The organism is Humibacter soli, from assembly GCF_054779035.1.
The window spans coordinates 1,954,820-1,971,464 of record NZ_BAAGYX010000001.1 but is presented as its reverse complement, the minus strand read 5'-3'; the positions used below and the strand labels follow the sequence as shown (position 1 = coordinate 1,971,464).

18 protein-coding genes and 1 tRNA gene are annotated in these 16,645 nt (G+C 67.4%); 12 read left to right on the top strand and 7 right to left on the bottom strand.

The window, feature by feature from the left end; translation table 11 throughout:
* Positions 1-129 precede the first annotated feature (129 nt).
* Together ACYVDN_RS09230 and ACYVDN_RS09225 are read left to right on the top strand one after the other, a co-directional pair.
* Positions 130-1,056, top strand: a complete 927-nt coding sequence (locus ACYVDN_RS09230; protein ID WP_460570636.1) for a DsbA family protein — start codon at positions 130-132, stop codon at positions 1,054-1,056.
* 34 nt (positions 1,057-1,090) lie between these two features.
* Positions 1,091-1,163: transfer RNA gene (locus ACYVDN_RS09225), tRNA-Thr, on the top strand.
* A 29-nt stretch (positions 1,164-1,192) separates the two neighbouring features.
* Here the strand turns inward: ACYVDN_RS09225 and ACYVDN_RS09220 are convergent.
* Together ACYVDN_RS09220 and msrB are read right to left on the bottom strand one after the other, a co-directional pair.
* On the bottom strand, positions 1,193-1,702 hold the full coding sequence (locus ACYVDN_RS09220; protein ID WP_460570634.1) for a nitroreductase family protein: 510 nt from the start codon (positions 1,700-1,702) through the stop codon (positions 1,193-1,195).
* A 53-nt stretch (positions 1,703-1,755) separates the two neighbouring features.
* Entirely contained in the window at positions 1,756-2,172 is a 417-nt protein-coding gene (gene msrB / locus ACYVDN_RS09215) for a peptide-methionine (R)-S-oxide reductase (RefSeq protein WP_460570632.1), read from the bottom strand.
* Between the two features lie 171 nt (positions 2,173-2,343).
* Here msrB and ACYVDN_RS09210 point away from each other — a divergent pair, with 171 nt between their 5' ends.
* From ACYVDN_RS09210 to groL, 7 genes are all read left to right on the top strand, one after another.
* Positions 2,344-2,640: a DUF3263 domain-containing protein gene (locus tag ACYVDN_RS09210; protein WP_460570630.1), complete on the top strand. Its 297-nt coding sequence runs from the start codon at positions 2,344-2,346 to the stop codon at positions 2,638-2,640.
* Positions 2,641-2,705: 65 nt separating this feature from the next.
* Positions 2,706-3,266, top strand: coding sequence for a LytR C-terminal domain-containing protein (locus ACYVDN_RS09205; RefSeq protein ID WP_460570628.1), 561 nt, complete (start codon positions 2,706-2,708; stop codon positions 3,264-3,266).
* A 131-nt stretch (positions 3,267-3,397) separates the two neighbouring features.
* Positions 3,398-3,601: a cold-shock protein gene (locus ACYVDN_RS09200; protein ID WP_460570626.1), complete on the top strand. Its 204-nt coding sequence runs from the start codon at positions 3,398-3,400 to the stop codon at positions 3,599-3,601.
* 91 nt (positions 3,602-3,692) lie between these two features.
* Positions 3,693-4,016 carry a PadR family transcriptional regulator gene (locus ACYVDN_RS09195; protein WP_460570624.1) on the top strand — a complete coding sequence of 108 codons (324 nt, stop codon included), beginning with the start codon at positions 3,693-3,695 and terminating at the stop codon, positions 4,014-4,016.
* The gene (locus ACYVDN_RS09190; protein ID WP_460570622.1) at positions 4,013-4,804 is read left to right on the top strand and encodes a permease prefix domain 1-containing protein; all 792 of its coding nucleotides are present in this window, start codon (positions 4,013-4,015) and stop codon (positions 4,802-4,804) included. The genes ACYVDN_RS09195 and ACYVDN_RS09190 overlap by 4 nt, the downstream gene beginning before the upstream one ends.
* Positions 4,801-5,187: a hypothetical protein gene (locus ACYVDN_RS09185; protein ID WP_460570620.1), complete on the top strand. Its 387-nt coding sequence runs from the start codon at positions 4,801-4,803 to the stop codon at positions 5,185-5,187. Before ACYVDN_RS09190 ends, ACYVDN_RS09185 begins: the two co-directional genes overlap by 4 nt.
* 116 nt (positions 5,188-5,303) lie before the next feature.
* On the top strand, positions 5,304-6,923 hold the full coding sequence (groL, locus tag ACYVDN_RS09180; RefSeq protein ID WP_460570618.1) for a chaperonin GroEL: 1,620 nt from the start codon (positions 5,304-5,306) through the stop codon (positions 6,921-6,923).
* A 125-nt stretch (positions 6,924-7,048) separates the two neighbouring features.
* Here the strand turns inward: groL and ACYVDN_RS09175 are convergent, their stop codons facing one another.
* The 4 genes from ACYVDN_RS09175 to ACYVDN_RS09160 all read right to left on the bottom strand — a co-directional run bounded on the left by ACYVDN_RS09175 (position 7,049) and on the right by ACYVDN_RS09160 (position 11,847).
* Positions 7,049-7,339, bottom strand: coding sequence for a WXG100 family type VII secretion target (locus ACYVDN_RS09175; protein WP_460570616.1), 291 nt, complete (start codon positions 7,337-7,339; stop codon positions 7,049-7,051).
* A gap of 175 nt (positions 7,340-7,514) precedes the next feature.
* Positions 7,515-8,987 (bottom strand): ATP-binding protein, encoded by a 1,473-nt coding sequence (locus tag ACYVDN_RS09170; protein WP_460570614.1) that lies wholly within the window; start codon positions 8,985-8,987, stop codon positions 7,515-7,517.
* 299 nt (positions 8,988-9,286) lie between these two features.
* Positions 9,287-11,038, bottom strand: a complete 1,752-nt coding sequence (locus tag ACYVDN_RS09165) for a sensor histidine kinase (RefSeq protein ID WP_460570612.1) — start codon at positions 11,036-11,038, stop codon at positions 9,287-9,289.
* A gap of 116 nt (positions 11,039-11,154) precedes the next feature.
* Positions 11,155-11,847, bottom strand: a complete 693-nt coding sequence (locus tag ACYVDN_RS09160) for a response regulator transcription factor (RefSeq protein WP_243062615.1) — start codon at positions 11,845-11,847, stop codon at positions 11,155-11,157.
* A gap of 180 nt (positions 11,848-12,027) precedes the next feature.
* On the opposite strand from ACYVDN_RS09160, the gene ACYVDN_RS09155 reads away from it, so the two are divergent.
* The 3 genes from ACYVDN_RS09155 to ACYVDN_RS09145 are packed head-to-tail and all read left to right on the top strand — an operon-like array spanning position 12,028 to position 14,949.
* Positions 12,028-13,263, top strand: a complete 1,236-nt coding sequence (locus ACYVDN_RS09155; RefSeq protein ID WP_460570610.1) for an NAD(P)/FAD-dependent oxidoreductase — start codon at positions 12,028-12,030, stop codon at positions 13,261-13,263.
* On the top strand, positions 13,260-14,165 hold the full coding sequence (gene folP, locus ACYVDN_RS09150; RefSeq protein WP_460570608.1) for a dihydropteroate synthase: 906 nt from the start codon (positions 13,260-13,262) through the stop codon (positions 14,163-14,165). Before ACYVDN_RS09155 ends, folP begins: the two co-directional genes overlap by 4 nt.
* 13 nt (positions 14,166-14,178) lie before the next feature.
* Positions 14,179-14,949 carry a pyrimidine reductase family protein gene (locus ACYVDN_RS09145; RefSeq protein ID WP_460570606.1) on the top strand — a complete coding sequence of 257 codons (771 nt, stop codon included), beginning with the start codon at positions 14,179-14,181 and terminating at the stop codon, positions 14,947-14,949.
* Positions 14,950-14,958: 9 nt separating this feature from the next.
* On the opposite strand, the gene ACYVDN_RS09140 is transcribed toward ACYVDN_RS09145, so the two are convergent.
* Positions 14,959-16,599 carry a DEAD/DEAH box helicase gene (locus ACYVDN_RS09140; protein ID WP_460570604.1) on the bottom strand — a complete coding sequence of 547 codons (1,641 nt, stop codon included), beginning with the start codon at positions 16,597-16,599 and terminating at the stop codon, positions 14,959-14,961.
* Positions 16,600-16,645 lie beyond the last annotated feature (46 nt).

Sequence of the window (16,645 nt, the reverse complement as noted above, 5' to 3'; positions counted from 1 at the left end):
CGATCTCCAGGGGCCGTCTGGGCATTTCCCAGAGTGCCGCTCTACGATCGTCCGGTGCGTTCGCATGCTCCCCTCTCTTGACGCATGCCGCCCTGTACGACACAGTTCCCAGCCCCGAAGTGAGACCGAATGAGCAACGGCGATCCCGCTGAGCGCCAGAACAACGGAGAACGCCGCGCGGCGGCACGCGACAAGGCGCGCCAGCTCCGTGAGCAGCACCGCAAGCGGGAGCGACGCCGTAGCGCGGTCGTCCGATCGAGCATCATCGCCGTGGTCATCGCGGCCGCCGCCATCGTGGCCATCGTCATCGTGAGCTCCATCCACTCTCCGGCCAGCGGTCCGGCGAACATGGCGAGCGACGGCATCCTGATCGGCAAGGGCATGAAGGCCGAGCTCACGCCGGCCGCCGCGGCCGATGCCAAGCCTGCGTCGAGCAAGCCGGATGCCAGCGCGGGCGCCGTGACGATCGTCACGTACGTCGACTACCTCTGCCCGTACTGCGGAGAGTTCGAGCGCACGAACATCGATCAGATCGGCAAGCTGGTCGACAGCGGGGCCGCGACGATCGAGATCCACCCGATTCCGTTGCTCGCGAGCCACTCGGCCGGAACCAAGTACTCGCTCCGTGCCGACAATGCGGCCGCCTGTGTTGCGAACTACGACCCGAACTCGTTCTGGGCCTTCAACCGCGAGCTCTTCGACAACCAGCCGCAGGAGAACACCGCGGGACCGACGGATCAACAGATCAAGAAGCTCGTGCAGAAGGCGGGAGTCTCCAGCTACGACTCCGTATCGAAATGCATCGACGACGGCCGTTACGAGGCGTGGGCGCAGAACGCCCTCGATCGCACTCTCGCCGGTCCCATCCCGAACTCGAGCGTGAAGCAGTTCAAGGGCACGCCGCTCGTGCTGGTCAACGGCAAGCAGTACCAGGGGTCGCTCACCGATCCCGACGAGTTCCGCGCGTTCATCGTCAAGGCGCAGGCCGACACCTACTCGACGCCGACGCCGACTCCCACGCCGAGCTCGACCTCGACGCCGACCCCGACGAGCTGACACACCGTAATATGTCAGACGGGCTGACGCCCGCGCCGGCTTAGCTCAGTTGGTAGAGCACTCGCCTTGTAAGCGAAAGGTCGCGAGTTCGAACCTCGCAGCCGGCTCCGTTGCGCAACGTCAGTTCAGGGCAACGTCAGTTCAGCACTGTGACGAACTGCTCGGCGTCGACGAGCCTCGGGGCTCCTTCGCCCTTCTCGGGCCGACGCTCCGGCTTGCCGCCGACATAGAGCCAGCCGAGCAGCCGTTCCTTCTTGCCGAGCCCGTGCATCCTCGCGACCGGTTTCGACCGCGTGTAGTGGCCGGTGCGCCACATCACACCCCAGCCCGCCTCGTCGAGCAGCAGGCTCAGCACGTGGGCGACGCCGGACGCCACGGCGTCCTGCTCCCAGGCCGGAACCTTCTCGCTGTCGCGCCGTGAGGCGACGATCGCGATCAGCAGAGGAGCCCTGAGCGGCTTCGTCGAGGGCGCTCTGTGCTCGCCGCCGCGACTCTCGGCTTCGGAGATCGCCTTGCCGAGACGCAGTCGTGCATCGCCTCGCAGCTCGATCAGACGCCACGGCCGCAACGAGCTGTGGTCGGCGACCCTGCCGGCAACGGCGACAAGCTCTACGAGTTGCTCGTGCGTCGGAGCGTCATCCGTCACTCTCGAATGCGATCGTCGCGACGCGACGGCCTCGCGCGCTCCTCGGGTCGATGTCACGCCTCGGTCGACTCTGCCTGCGGCGTGAAGTCGAGCGAGATCGAGTTCATGCAGTACCGGTCGCCGGTCGGGGTGCCGAACCCGTCAGGGAAGACGTGTCCGAGATGAGACCCGCAGTTGGCGCAGCGCACCTCGGTGCGCACCATGCCGAGCGAGTCGTCCTCGAGAAGCTCGACCGCCTCCGGCCTGACCGACTCGTAGAAGCTGGGCCATCCGCATCCTGAATCGAACTTCGTGCCGCTCTTGAAGAGCTCGGCCCCGCAGGCCGCACAGGTGTAGACGCCCGCGCGGCTCTCATCGAGGAGCTCGCCGGTCCACGGACGCTCGGTCGCCGCTTCGCGCAGCACCGCGTACTGCTCGTCGCTGAGGTCGTCGCGCCACTGCTCATCTGACTTGGAGACCTGGTAGGTCATGGCTGAAGGGTCCTTCCTCGGATGCCGGGGACACTGTCATCCCCGCGTGCCCTTGGTGATCTGCGGGGGCACGTCAAGGGTAACGACTGCGTGGCGCGCACTGTTCCGTGCGCCTCGGCCGTATGACGTCATCCGCAACCTACAATGGCGGCGATCCAGGAGGTGACGGTGGTGGCAGACTCCGACGCGGCGCGGCATGCGGATGGAGACGAGTCGCCAGGAACGCTGAGCGAACGCGATCTCGCCGTGCTGGAATTCGAGCGTCGATGGTGGAAGCACGCGGGCGCAAAGGAGCAGGCGATCCGCGCTCAGTTTGGACTTTCGGCAGCCAGGTACTATCAGGTGCTCGGCCGCGTGATCGACACGCCCGAAGCTCTGTTGCACGATCCGATGCTGGTACGTCGGCTGCAGCGGGTCAGGGATGCTCGCCTCGCGGCGCGAGCGGATCGGCTCCGCCCACGGCAGTGAACACCACAGCTGCGCGAACCAGATAGCGGTAACACCGCCCTAACACCGAGGACCTGCCCCAGCCTATGGCCGAGAAATACCCGACAGACCGATTCGATCAGGTTCCCGACGGCCTCGAGCGGATCGGCGCGCACCGGGCGCCTCGGCCGAGAGGGTACGGCTGGATCTGGGTGGCGTGGTGCGCAGGCGCCGTTGTCGTGATCGTCGGTCTCGGGGCGCTCGGCATCTTCGCCATCAACGGAACCCTGAACGTCGATCTGCCGTTCTCGACGGGCACCAAGACCCCGACGGCGACGGCGACCGCGACGCCTACCCCGACGATCACACCGGTCGTGAACCCCGCACTCAACCTGATCGTGTTGAACGGCACCACGCAGGAAGGCCTCGCCGCAGACGCCACCACGAAGCTCACGGCGGCGGGATGGAAGAAGATCACCCCTGCCAACGCGAGCTCGACCGATATCACCAAGACGACCGTGTACTACTCCGATCCGAAGAATGAGGGAGCCGCGCTCTCGGTCGCAGCGACAATGGGCAACGCTCCCATCCAGATCACTCAGGACTTCGTCGCCTCTGGAGCCGACATCACCGTGGTGCTCGGAACGGATTACAAGCCCGCCGGCTAGCGAATCTGCCCGCGTTTCGCGGAATGTCTCAATCTGGAAACGCCTCTCGTCATGGCCCATAGCTGACGCTAATATCGGGGTTCAACGCGCGCGACCAGCGGCGTTGAGGCACAGGCATATGGGAGTAATCAATGGCGAACGGAACCGTCAAGTGGTTCAACGCTGAGAAGGGCTACGGCTTCATCACGGTCGATGACGGGGGACAGGACGTTTTCGTTCATTACTCTGCGATCGACATGAACGGATACAAGGTCCTCGAAGAGGGCCAGCAGGTGACCTTCGAGGTCGGCACCGGCAGCAAGGGGCCGCAGGCGGAGTCGGTACGACCCGTCTGACGACGCTTGAGGAACAGAGAGGGATGCCGCGCAAGCGGCGTCCCTCTTTCTTTGTTGACACGCGAATGTCCCATACCTAGGATTCCGAGGTATGGGACACGATCGCATCCGGGGCAACTTGGACCTCCTCCTACTGAGCGCGCTCAGCAGTGGTCCGGCGCACGGATACCACGTCATCACCGCGCTGAAGACGCGCAGCGAAGGCGAGTTCGACCTTGCGGAGGGCACCGTGTATCCCGCCCTGCACAGTCTCGAATCCGCCGGCTTGGTGCAGAGCGATTGGCAGTCCGTCGAGGGTCGCCGTCGGCGCGTCTATCGGCTGAGCGACACGGGCGCCAAGGAGCTGGCGGACCAGGCGGTGCAGTGGCGGCGGTTCTCGGTCGCGGTCGACAACGTCATCGGCGGCCTGTCATGAGCGGCAGGGATCGCATCGACTCGTACCTCGACGAGCTGTATTCGAGGCTTCGCGGCGATCCGGGGGAGTGCCGCAGCATGCTCGCCGAGGCGGAGGCGCACCTGCGAGACGCCGCAGAGGCCTCCGTTGCAGCCGGAATGGACGAGGATGACGCGCAGAAGGCGGCCATCGCGGCCTTCGGTTCTCCTCAGCACGTCGCGCGAGCCATGGACCGCCATCCGGTCGGCGCAGCGATCGCGGCATTCGCCGTCGCGGGCGGAAAGCTGGCCGCCGTGGGATTCGTCGCCATCGGTCTCTCCGCAGGCATCTCTCGTCTCGTGGCAGCTCTCACCTCGACCCAGTGGGTCTACGGTGCACCGACCGCGTACCGCTTCGCCGCGGCGAAGTGCGCGCACTGGCTGACGGTGCAGCCGAACGCGACCGACTGCAGCACGGCGGCGGCCATGGAGAACTCGGACGACTCCTTCATCTTCACGATCGCGGGTGTGGTCGTCGGACTCCTGCTGGTCGCAATCGTGGTGGCGGCAGCAGTGCTGCTGCGTCGTGCAACCCGCGTCCCACGGCGTCGAGTGCCGAGGGCGGTCGTCTTCGCCGTCGGTGCGACTGCCTTCGGCGGTGCAGGACTCGCGTTGCTCGCCGGCGGGATCGGCGACGTGGTCGTCCGTGGACACTGGGGACAGGGGCTCTGGTACGTGGAGGCCGCCGTCTCGCTCACCTTCGCCGTGTACTTCTGCATCCGGCTGGTCTCCTCCACCTCCCGGTCGCTGACGGCCGTTTCCGGCACGTGAGCGCGTCGTCCGCGGGATCGCGAGGTCGGGTTGCGCTCACCATCGTCGTGCTCGCCGTGGCCGGGCTCGTCCTCGGCGCTCTGAGCGTTCGCATCCTGTTCGGTGGAACGGCGCTGGTCGTGATTCCGTGGGCCGTGTGCTGCGGAGTCATCGGAGCGGTCATCCGATCGCGATGGCTTGCGGTCGTGGGCGCTGCCGTGTTCGGCTTCGCGGTCTCGGCGGCGTTCCTGGTCGGCGGCTACAGCGGCGGCGGACCGATCGGCGGCGCACTGGGAGTGTTCGCGGTGCTTGCCGTCATCAGTGCCGTCGTCGCAGCGGCGGTCGGGCTGATCGTGAACGTCGTCGCCTCCTCGCTGCGCGGCAGACGGCGAGTTCGTCGCTGACGACGGCTCGTCTTGCACTCGCGGGTGTCGAGTGCCAGAATCGTTTTAGCACTCACTCTGACTGAGTGCTAACCACTGAATCTTTCGCGTAACGTCCGGGAGGGACGAGAAACAACATGGCAAAGATCATTGCTTTTGACGAGGAGGCTCGTCGCGGCCTCGAGCGTGGACTCAACACGCTCGCCGACGCGGTGAGGGTGACCCTCGGCCCGCGCGGTCGCAACGTCGTGCTCGACAAGAAGTGGGGCGCCCCGACGATCACGAACGACGGCGTCTCCATCGCGAAGGAGATCGAGCTCGACGACCCGTATGAGCGGATCGGCGCCGAGCTCGTCAAGGAGGTCGCGAAGAAGACCGACGACGTCGCAGGCGACGGAACCACCACCGCGACCGTGCTCGCCCAGGCGCTCGTGCGCGAGGGCCTTCGCAACGTCGCGGCCGGTGCCGACCCGATCAGCCTGAAGAAGGGCATCGAGAAGGCCGTCGCGGCTGTCACCGAGCAGCTCATCGCGAACGCCAAGGAGGTCGAGACCAAGGAGCAGATCGCTGCGACCGCGTCCATCTCCGCCGCCGACACCGAGATCGGCGCCATCATCGCCGAGGCCATCGACAAGGTGGGCAAGGAAGGCGTCGTCACCGTCGAGGAGTCGAACACGTTCGGCACCGAGCTCGAGCTGACCGAGGGCATGCGCTTCGACAAGGGCTTCCTGTCGCAGTACTTCGTCACCGACCCCGACCGCCAGGAGGCGGTGTTCGAAGACCCGTACATCCTCATCGCGAACCAGAAGATCTCCAACATCAAGGACCTTCTGCCCATCGTCGACAAGGTGATCCAGGCGGGCAAGCAGCTGCTGATCATCGCGGAGGACGTCGACGGCGAGGCGCTCGCGACCCTGATCGTGAACAAGATCCGCGGCATCTTCAAGTCGGTCGCCGTCAAGGCCCCCGGCTTCGGCGACCGTCGCAAGGCGCAGCTGCAGGACATCGCGATCCTCACCGGCGGTCAGGTCATCAGCGAGGAGGTCGGTCTCAAGCTCGAGAACGTCACCCTCGACCTGCTCGGCCAGGCCCGCAAGGTCGTCATCACCAAGGACGAGACGACCATCGTCGAGGGCGCAGGCGAGCCGGAGCAGATCGCAGGCCGCGTGCAGCAGATCCGCAACGAGATCGAGAACACCGACAGCGACTACGACCGTGAGAAGCTGCAGGAGCGTCTGGCGAAGCTCGCCGGTGGTGTCGCTGTCATCAAGGCCGGCGCCGCGACCGAGGTCGAGCTCAAGGAGCGCAAGCACCGCATCGAGGACGCAGTTCGCAACGCGAAGGCCGCCGTCGAGGAGGGTGTTGTCGCCGGTGGTGGCGTCGCGCTGATCCAGGCCGGAACCGTCGCGTTCGAGAAGCTCGAGCTGACCGGTGACGAGGCGACCGGTGCGAACATCGTTCGCGTCGCGATCGAGGCGCCGCTCAAGCAGATCGCGCTGAACGCAGGCCTCGAGCCGGGTGTTGTCGCGGCCAAGGTCGCCGAGCTTCCCGCCGGTCACGGCCTGAACGCCGCGACGGGCGAGTACGGCGACCTGCTCGAGCAGGGCATCATCGACCCGGCCAAGGTGACGCGCTCTGCTCTGCAGAACGCGGCGTCGATCGCCGGTCTGTTCCTGACGACGGAGGCCGTCGTGGCCGACAAGCCCGAGAAGGTCGCGCCGGTCGCCGGTGGCGAGGGCGGCGGTATGGACTTCTAAGAGTCCATGACCTCAGGGTCAAGGCTCGCAAGGGTCAACGCGTAACACGCACGAGAGGGCGTCTCCTACGGGAGGCGCCCTCTCGCCGTGTCATCGAGGATGCATCAGAGTCATCGACGGTCGCCTCAGACCGCGAAGAGCCTGGCGTTGGTGAGCTCCGCCTCCGCGTAGTGCTGCCCGGCCTGGCCGAGCGCCTGATTGATGGCCGCGAGCGACTCCTCGACCTGCTGTTGTGTCGCACGCCACTGCGTGACGACGCTCTGGAAGGAGTCGGACGCCTGCCCGCTCCAGGTGCCCTGCAGCCCGGTGAGCTGGCCCAGCAAGCCGGCCACCTCGCTCTGGATGCGGCTCATCGAGCCCCGGACGGCGGACGTCGCCGCGATCATCTGGTCGCTGTCCACTCGGTATGTGGTCATGGTTCCTCCTGTCGTGGTCGCCACGAGGCGCCCGAGCCGAGCCGACAGGGCGCCGCTCCGCGGGTGCGGCGTGAGCGTGCCCCGAGACTACGAATCCCAGAACACGGCCGAGAGTGGGGCATCCCGTTCCGTGGCAAAGGGTGCAGGCCGTGCGGCTGGGGAGGACGGGACGGCGCTACCCGAGCAGCAGCGCCGTGAGTGGCGCAGGCACCGCCCAGACGTTTCCGTCGATGTCGAGCACGGACTTCGTGGCGAAGATGCCGCGCCCGTACTTGCCGTCGATGACACGGGATTCGGCCCTCCAGCCGTCATCCACCCACTTGCCCTCGATCGGCACAGTCAGGCCGTGTGTGCCTCCGACCGGTACGCGCACGGGAGCGAAGTCGATCTCGTTGTTCGACTCCGTGCGGGCATACCCGACGGAGTCGTCCGAGAGCCAGCGGCCCTCGTCGAGCGACTCGATCGCGCGCGCGAGAGCGGCTCCCAGCGCCGACTCGGTGAGCGTCGCGTAGTCGGGAGCGGGGAGGCCAGGGCTCATGATCGACGGGATCCACGCCAGCAGCGGATCGGTGAGGTAGAGCTTGTAGTGGGCGCCGACGACCCGGTCTCCCGCGTCGCGTACCTGGTTGCAGCGCAGCGCGGCGTGGGTGCTGATCAGCCGCTCGACGCGTGCTGTGAACGTCGGGCGGCTCGCGTAGCCCAGCTCCTGCGCGGTCGCGGTGAGGTTCAACGGGCTGCTCATGCGATCGCCGATGCCGCGCAGCAGTGTGGTGGTCGTGTTCGTCGGGGCATCGGGATCGACGTCGCGGCGCAGCCAGGCGTGCAGGTCGCGCGCGTAGCCGTCGGACACGGCCCCCGCCCTGGTGTGCTCGAAGACCGCGCGTGGGAAGCCGCCGCACGTGAGGTAGTCCTGCCAGGCCAGATCGAGCTCGTCGACAGCGAACTGCACCTCGTCGAGAGCCCATCTCGCGGCGTCGGTCTGCAGCTCAGCAGGGTTGAACGACGGCACGACGGGGAGTCCGGGGTATGCGGCGACGAGGAAGTCGCGGAACGACATCGGCAGCAGCTGCCTGATGCGATGCGAGCCGGAGGTTCCTGCACGGCCCGCGAGCAGGTTGCCCTGGATGTCCTCGGACTGAGCCCAGCGGCTTCCCGTCACGACGACCGTGTCGTCACCGAAGGGCGTGGTGTCGCGGGCCAGCTTGAGGGCGCTCGTCCAGCCGCTGACCATGCTGATCTCGTCGAACAACCACACCCTCGGTCGTGCTCCCTGCTGATCCACCGACCGGGTCAGCATCCTCGCCAGGGTGAGTGTGCGGGTGACGTCTCGTCCTCGCATCGTGTCGCACGGCACGTAGATGACCTGTCGCGGATCGACGCCGGGCAGGGTGCAGAGGTTCGCTGCGGCATCCAGCAGCGCGACCGACTTGCCGATGCGGCGTGGCCCGGTCAGTACGACGAGCCGGCCGTCGGGCTGTGTGCCCGCCACGTCGTCGAGGATGCCGCTGCGATAGCCGAGCTCGTATCGAGTGCGTTCGCGCAGCGTGCGGTTCGCCGCAACCCAGTCGGTCGGGTCGGCACCCCTGGCGGCGGCATTCCACCACGGGTTGCTCTCGGTCAGCAGGCGCCGTAACTCGTCATCGCGCACCCCGCAACGGTAACCGCGGCACGCCGTGAACACTGGGCCGAATCGCCGGTGAACTCGCCAATGGGGGAGCGGCAAGGCGCCGACATCCTTGCCGTAAGGGGAGGGGTAGGGGCGCGTAGTGCTTGCCGCAGGGGGAGAGGTCCGGCTGATCGCTCCTTGCCGAAGGGGGAGTGGTGGACGAGATACACGGTTGCCAAAAGGGGAGGGGTCCGCGAACGGGTTTCGAGACGCGCCGCCTCGCGGTGCTCCTCAACCAGCGAGGGGGAGAGGAGAAGGGAGCGGAGGAAAGGGGAATCGCGTCAGGCGGGCTCGGCCGACCGGGGGGCCGCAGGGGAGTCCGCCAGCGGCAGCGTGATGCGGAACGTGGCGCCACCGCCGGGGGTCTCCACCACGTTGACCGTTCCGTGGTGCGCGGCGACGATGGACGCCACGATCGCCAAGCCGAGTCCACTGCCGCCGGTCTCGCGGGTGCGCGACGTGTCGGCCCGCCAGAACCGCTGGAAGATCTTCTCCCTGATCTGCGGCGGGATGCCCTCGCCGTGGTCTATGACCGAGAGTTCGGCAACCTGCCGATCCTGGTCGACGGTGACGCCGATCTCGATCGGGCTGCCCTGCGGCGTGTAGCGCACGGCGTTGCCGATCAGGTTGGCGATGACCTGCCGAAGCTTGTTCTCCTCGGCCATCACGAGCGGCCGAACGGTGGGCGGCTCCGGGATGTCGCTCAGCTCCAGCGGAACCGTCTCCAGCCCGGGCTCCGACTTGCGCGGTCGGCGTCGCAGGCGAGCGAGCGTCGCCCCGGCGAACCCGATCGGGCCCGTGCTGTTGGCGTTCCGAGACTGACGGGAGGAGGATGTCGGTCGCTGCGGCGACGCCCCTTGCAGCTCCATCGACTCCTCGGCAGCGTCGGCGGCGGCCGCTTCGGCTGACGGACCGGGCGGAGGCGGCGGCAGAGGGGGAAGCGACAGCCGCACCGACACCGTGCGGTCCGGGTTGCCCGCGTTCGCGTCCAGCGCCGCGTCGTGCGCGAGCGGAACGAGGTCGACCTCCGTGAGTGCCAGCGGCTTCGTCTCATCGAGGCGTGCGAGCTCGAGCAGGTCCTCGACCAGGAGGCCCATGCGCACGGCCTCCTTCTCGATGCGCTCCATCGCCTGCGCGACTTCTTCGGGTGTCTGGAGCGCGCCCATGCGGTAGAGCTCGGCGTAACCCCGCACGGACACGAGTGGCGTGCGAAGCTCGTGGCTGGCATCCCCCACGAAACGTCGCATCTGCTCGATCGTGCGGGCACGGTCTTTGAACGCACGGTCGATACGGTTCAGCATCGTGTTGAGGGAGCGGTTGAGCCTGCCGACCTCGGTGTTCGGGGTGGCCCCGCCGAGGCGCTGGCTGAAGTCTCCGTCAGCGATCTCGGCGGCCGTTCGCTCCACCTCGCGCAGGGGGCGGAAGGTGGTGGTCACGAGCGCCCTGGTGAGGAACGCGCCGATGATCACGACGATCACGCCGAAGCTGAAGAAGATCGAGAGGTATGCCGAGAGGGCGGCATCGAGCTGGGCGGTCGAGATGGCGATGATGACCGTGCCATACGTGGGGGTCGCCGCGTCGAGTTGAACAACGGCGCACACGCTGCGGAACGATCCGGTTCCGTCACGACTCTCCAGCCATCCCGGTCCCTGGTTCGCGCACGCTGCACCTTGTTCGAGCGTGAGAGTCTTCGGGACCGCCGGCTTCTTCTCGTAGGGGACCTTGCTCCAGTTCTGCTGCACAAGGCTGCCGCCGGCGCTGTAGAGCGCGACGTAGAAGCTCGCCGTGTTGTCCTCGCCGAGGACGGGTCCGCTGCCGTCCTTGGTCTCGGTCGGCAGGATCGCATTGATGCTGGACGGCTGCGCGGCAATCGACTTCAGTTGCTGGTCGAACAGGTCGATGAGCACGGGCTTGAAGAGCAGCATCGTGCCGAGGCCGGCGACGAGGAGTCCGAAGGTGAGCACCAGCACGGTGACACCGGTGATCTTCGTTCGCAGCGAGATCGAATTCCACCGGTTAAGCACAGTGCTCATTTCTGCGCGCGTTCCCGCCACCTCGCGGAGCACGTCGCGCTCTCGAGATGGCGGAGTTGTTCACGGAGGGTGAGCCTATGCGGTCAAGCTGGGATGCAGGCGGGCGGAGCCTGCCTCTAAACCTTCGCGGCCTTGAGCATGTAGCCGAAACCGCGCTTGGTCTGGATGAGGGGTTCGGTCGAATGCGCGTCGACCTTGCGGCGCAGGTAGGAGATGTAGCTCTCGACGATGCCGGCGTCTCCGTTGAAGTCGTACTCCCACACGTGGTCGAGGATCTGCGCCTTCGACAGCACGCGGTTCGGGTTGAGCATCAGGTAGCGCAGCAGCTTGAACTCCGTGGGGGAGAGCTCGATGGCGGTGTCGCCGACGAAGACCTCGTGCGTGTCCTGATCCATGGTCAGCTCGCCCGCGCGGATGATCGCGTCATCGTCCGCCTGCATCGTGCGACGCAGGATGGCCTTGATGCGCGCCACGATCTCGTCGAGGCTGAACGGCTTGGTCACGTAGTCGTCGCCGCCGACCGTGAGGCCGGTGATCTTGTCTTCCGTGTCGTCCTTCGCCGTGAGGAAGAGGATCGGCGCGGTGTAGCCGGCCCCGCGAAGACGCTTGGTGACGCCGAATCCGTTCATGTCGGGAAGCATGACGTCGAGGATGATCAGGTCGGGTTCTTCTTCCAGCACGGCGCTGATCGCCTGCGCTCCGTTACCCACGGCGCGCACCGCGAATCCGGCGAATCGGAGGCTGGTGGTGAGGAGGTCGCGGATGTTCGGCTCGTCGTCGACGATGAGGATTCGGGGTCCTGTGCTCATGCGCCAAGTATCTGCGCGTCAGCTGGGTTCAATCTGTGAGTCTGTCGTGCGATATCCACTCGTGGATGGTGCGCGCGCAGGGGGACTGCTGGAAATCTCGGCACCACGACCCGGGCTCGTACAGAAGAATCGAGAGGAGCACGAGCGTCGAGATCCATCCCGTCGCGTCAGGAGGCAACCATGTCAACACCGGAGTTCGTCATCGTGGGCGGCGGTCTCACCGCGGGCACGGCGGCCGTCACCCTTCGTGAGGAAGGCTTCGACGGTCACATCACGCTGATCGCAGGCGAGGCGCACAAGCCGTATGCGCGACCTCCGCTCTCCAAGGCCTACCTCGCCTCGCTCGACGACTCCGAGGTCTGGGTGCAGGATGCCGCATGGTGGGCGGAGCACGACGTCGAGGTTCGCTCAGGCCAGCACGCGCACGCACTCGACCTGGACGCAAGGTCGGTGCGCCTGGAAGGTGGGGACGCCGTCCCGTTCGACCGGCTGCTGATCGCGACGGGAGCGACGCCGCGCAGACTGGACCTTCCGAGATCGGACGCTGCGGGCATCCACTACCTGCGGACGATCGAGGACTCGCGGGGCATCCACGATGCGATCTCGACCGGCGACAAGCGCGTCGTCGTGATCGGCTCGGGCTGGATCGGCATGGAGGTCGCGGCGAATGCGCGTGCGTTCGGCAACGAGGTCACCGTGCTCTCGCGCACACGGGTGCCGCTGTCGTCGGCGCTCGGGGATGAGCTCGGCGAGGTGTTCGCGAGCCTGCACGAGGAGCACGGGGTGGGCATCCTGCGCAGCGTGGAGGCGACGGGCTTCCGCACGGCCGACGGTCGGGTGACGGGCGTCGAGCATACGGGCGGCGTCGTGGATGCCGACGTTGTGGTGGTCGGCGCGGGTGCCGTGCCGCTGGTCGGTCTGGCCGAGGACGCCGGGCTCGAGGTGGATGGCGGTGTGCTCGTCGACGCCGGGATGCACACGGGTGCCGATGGGGTCTTCGCGGCGGGCGACGTGGCGAACCCCTACCACCCGGTCGTGCGCCGGCGGCTGCGCAGCGAGCACTGGGCGAACGCCATCGGCACCGGAAAGGCCGCTGCGCAGAACATGCTCGACAGGGGAGTCGACTACGACGACATCCCCTACTTCTATACGGACCAGTTCGACCTGGGCATGGAGTACTCCGGGTATGCGCCGCTGCTGGATGGCAAACACGTCGTCTACCGCGGCGATGTCGCCGCGCGGGAGTTCGTCTCGTTTTGGGTGACATCGGAGGGTCGCGTGGTCGCGGGCATGAACGTGAACGTCTGGGACGTGAACGGCGACGTGCAGGCGCTGATCCGCTCGGAGCGGGCGGTCGACGAGTCGCGGCTCGCCGACTCAACCGTGCCGCTCGGCGACCTCCTGGCCGACGCGTGAGCGTCTGGCTGCCGCCGCTGCGCACGCCGCAGCGCACGATCGGCGCCCGCACATTCGACTTCTCACGCCGCGTCGCAGTGATGGCCGTCGTGAACCGCACGCCCGACTCGTTCTACGACCGCGGAGCCACGTTCGGGCTCGATGCCGCGGTGCGGGCGTGCCTCGCCGCCGTCGAGGCGGGCGCCGACTGGATCGACATCGGCGGGGTGCCGTTCAAGCCCGGTCCGGAACTTCCCGTCGAAGACGAGATCGCCCGCGTCGTCCCGGTGATCGAGGCGGTGCGGAGGGAGTCCGACGTCGTCATCTCTGTCGATACGTTCCAGGCGGAGGTGGCCAGGCACGCGATCGCCGCGGGAGCGGACGTGGTCAACGACACCACGGGCATCCATGATCCGGAGCTGGCACGGGTGGTCGCCGACAGCGCGGCGACGCTCGTGATCACCCACAGCCTCGCGAAGCCGCGCACGGTGTACCCACGGCCGCACTACGACGACGTCGTCGCCGACGTCGTCGCATTCCTGCGGGGGCGGGTCGACCTGGCCGTTTCGCTCGGCGTCCCGGAATCGCGCATCGTGATCGACCCGGGCCACGACCTCAACAAGAACACCCTGCACACCCTGGAGATCACCAGGCGATTCGACGAGATCGCGTCGCTCGGGCTGCCGGCGCTCGCCGCCGTGTCGAACAAGGACTTCATCGGAGAGACGCTGGATGCCGAGCGTGGAGACCGTCTGGAGGGATCGCTGGCTGCCGCCGTGTTCTGCGTCGCGCAGGGTGCGCGGGTGCTGCGGATGCACAATGTGCGCGAGTCCGTGGCGGCGGTGCGGATGACCGAGGCGATCCTGGGACTCCGGGAGCCGGCGCATCTGAAGCACAACATGGGGGACTTCAATGAGGAATGAAGGAGCGATCCAGATGATCGCGCCCGCCCAGACCGGGGAGCTCGACGACGACGCGATCCTCGAGGCGTACGAGCGACAGCCGGGGGAGCGGGGCACCCATCGGCTTGGCCCCGGCGATCGCTGGGTGCGCGTGAACTTCGTGACCTCGGCGGACGGCGCCGCGACCCTGGCAGGCCGGTCGGGCGGGCTGTCTGACGCCGCGGACAAGCGCGTCTTCGCCCTGTTGCGCCGCCCTTGCGACGTGATCGTGGTCGGTGCGGGCACAGTGAGAGCCGAGGGCTACGGCGGCATGATGCTCGACGACGTCGCCGAGCGCTGGCGCTCCGAGCACGGCTATGCGCCTCAGCCGACGCTCGCGATCGTGTCGGGCAATCTGGCGCTGGACCCGGAGAGTCACGTGTTCACCAAGGCCCCGGTTCGCCCGATCGTGTTCACGACGGGCGCGTCCCCGGTGGATGCCCGTGAACGAGTCGCGAAGGTGGCGGACGTGATCGTGTGCGGCGAGGCATCCTTCGACACGGGCTCTGCGCTTGATGAGCTGGCTCAGCGCGCCCTCACCCGGGTGCACTGCGAGGGCGGACCGCACCTGTTCGGCACGTTCGCCCGTCAGGGCACGTTCGACGAGCTGTGCCTCACGGTGAGCCCCGTGCTGGAGGGTGGAGCCGGCCAGCGCATCATCGGCGGAGAAGAGTGCGTGGTCGATCTGCGGCTTGAGCAGGTGCTGCGGTCTGATGACACGCTTCTGCTGCGGTATCTACGTGGGCGCGGACCGCTGGTCGAGTAGCGGAGTTGCTCAGGCCGCGAGCTCGTGGGCGTCGACGATCGAGTAGGCGTAGCCCTGCTCGGCGAGGAACCGCTGGCGGTTCTGCGCGAAGTCCTGGTCGACGGTGTCGCGAGCCACGAGGGTGTAGAAGTTGGCGGAGAGCCCCGACTCCTTGGGGCGCAGCAGGCGGCCGAGCCGCTGAGCCTCCTCCTGGCGTGAGCCGAACGAGCCACTGACCTGGATGGCGACTGTGGCCTCCGGCAGGTCGACGGAGAAGTTCGCGACCTTGCTCACGACGAGCACGGGCGTCGTGCCCTCGCGGAACTCCTGGTAGAGCCGTTCCCGTTCGTCGACCGGCGTCGAGCCGGTGAGCGATGGCGCGTCGAGGGCACCCGCCAGCTCGTCGATCTGGTCGAGGTACTGCCCGATCACCAGGATGCGCTCGCCGGCGTGCCGCCGGACCAGGGCCTTCACGACGTCGAGCTTGGCGGGTGCCGTGGCCGCGAGTCGGTACCGTTCGTCATCCGCCGCCGCAGCGTAGGAGAGCCGGTCCGACGCGGGCAGATCGATGCGCACCTCGTAGCACGCGGCGGGGGAGATGAAGCCCTGGGACTCGATCTCCTTCCACGGAGCATCGAACCGCTTGGGGCCGATCAGGGAGAAGACGTCACCCTCCCGGCCATCCTCACGCACCAGCGTCGCAGTGAGGCCGAGGCGCCTCCTGGCCTGCAGCTCCGCGGTGAGCTTGAACACCGGAGCGGGAAGTAGGTGCACCTCGTCGTAGATGATGAGGCCCCAATCGAGCGCGTCGAGCAGGCTGAGGTGCGCGTACTCGCCCTTCCGCTTCGCAGTGAGGATCTGGTACGTGGCGATCGTGACAGGCCTGACCTCTTTGACCTGACCCGAGTACTCGCCGATCTCCTCAGCGGTGAGTGAGGTGCGGCGCAGCAGCTCGTCCCGCCATTGCCGTGCCGACACGGTGTTCGTCACGAGGATGAGCGTCGTGGTCTTCGCCGTGGCCATCGCCCCGGCACCGACCAGCGTCTTTCCGGCGCCGCAGGGGAGCACGACGACGCCCGAGCCGCCCTGGAAGAAGTCGTCGACAGCCTTGGCCTGGTAGTCGCGCAGGTGCCAATCGGTCGTGTCGAGGGCGATCTCGTGCGGGGTGCCGGGAGTGTACCCGGCGAGGTCCTCTGCCGGCCATCCGAGCTTGACGAGCTCCTGTTTGAGCTGGCCACGAGCCCACGCCGCGACGACGAAACCGCCGCCCTCCCGCCGTTCGAGCAGCAGGGGCGAGACGCGCTTCGCGCCCGACACCTCCCGCAGCACAGCTTCGTCGTCACTGCGCAGGACGAGCACGCCCTCGTCGTCGCGCTCGATCACGAGCCTGCCGTAGCGTGCGACCGTCTCCTGGATGTCGATGGCGACGGTCTGCGGAATGGGGAACTTCGAGTACCTCTCGAGGGTGCCGAGCATGTCGGAGGCCTCGTGCCCGGCAGCGCGGGCGTTCCACAGGCCCAGCCGCGTGATGCGGTACGTGTGGATGTGCTCCGGTGCGCGTTCCAGCTCCGCGAAGATGGCGAGGTCGTGGCGGGCATCCTCAGCCTGGGGATGAGCGACCTCGAGCAGCACGGTGCGGTCGCTTTGCACGATCAGGGGGCCGTCAGACATAACAGACGAGTCTATGTCGGCTGCCTCAACGACGGCTCGACTGCGG

Excerpts from the sequence above, each read along its gene's own strand:
- ACYVDN_RS09230 (WP_460570636.1), top strand. The coding sequence starts at position 130 with ATGAGCAACGGCGATCCCGCTGAGCGCCAGAACAACGGAGAACGCCGC.
- msrB (WP_460570632.1), bottom strand. The coding sequence starts at position 2,172 with ATGACCTACCAGGTCTCCAAGTCAGATGAGCAGTGGCGCGACGACCTC.
- ACYVDN_RS09205 (WP_460570628.1), top strand. The coding sequence starts at position 2,706 with ATGGCCGAGAAATACCCGACAGACCGATTCGATCAGGTTCCCGACGGC.
- ACYVDN_RS09200 (WP_460570626.1), top strand. The coding sequence starts at position 3,398 with ATGGCGAACGGAACCGTCAAGTGGTTCAACGCTGAGAAGGGCTACGGC.
- ACYVDN_RS09195 (WP_460570624.1), top strand. The coding sequence starts at position 3,693 with ATGGGACACGATCGCATCCGGGGCAACTTGGACCTCCTCCTACTGAGC.
- ACYVDN_RS09190 (WP_460570622.1), top strand. The coding sequence starts at position 4,013 with ATGAGCGGCAGGGATCGCATCGACTCGTACCTCGACGAGCTGTATTCG.
- groL (WP_460570618.1), top strand. The coding sequence starts at position 5,304 with ATGGCAAAGATCATTGCTTTTGACGAGGAGGCTCGTCGCGGCCTCGAG.
- ACYVDN_RS09175 (WP_460570616.1), bottom strand. The coding sequence starts at position 7,339 with ATGACCACATACCGAGTGGACAGCGACCAGATGATCGCGGCGACGTCC.
- ACYVDN_RS09165 (WP_460570612.1), bottom strand. The coding sequence starts at position 11,038 with ATGAGCACTGTGCTTAACCGGTGGAATTCGATCTCGCTGCGAACGAAG.
- ACYVDN_RS09160 (WP_243062615.1), bottom strand. The coding sequence starts at position 11,847 with ATGAGCACAGGACCCCGAATCCTCATCGTCGACGACGAGCCGAACATC.
- ACYVDN_RS09155 (WP_460570610.1), top strand. The coding sequence starts at position 12,028 with ATGTCAACACCGGAGTTCGTCATCGTGGGCGGCGGTCTCACCGCGGGC.
- ACYVDN_RS09145 (WP_460570606.1), top strand. The coding sequence starts at position 14,179 with ATGATCGCGCCCGCCCAGACCGGGGAGCTCGACGACGACGCGATCCTC.
- ACYVDN_RS09140 (WP_460570604.1), bottom strand. The coding sequence starts at position 16,599 with ATGTCTGACGGCCCCCTGATCGTGCAAAGCGACCGCACCGTGCTGCTC.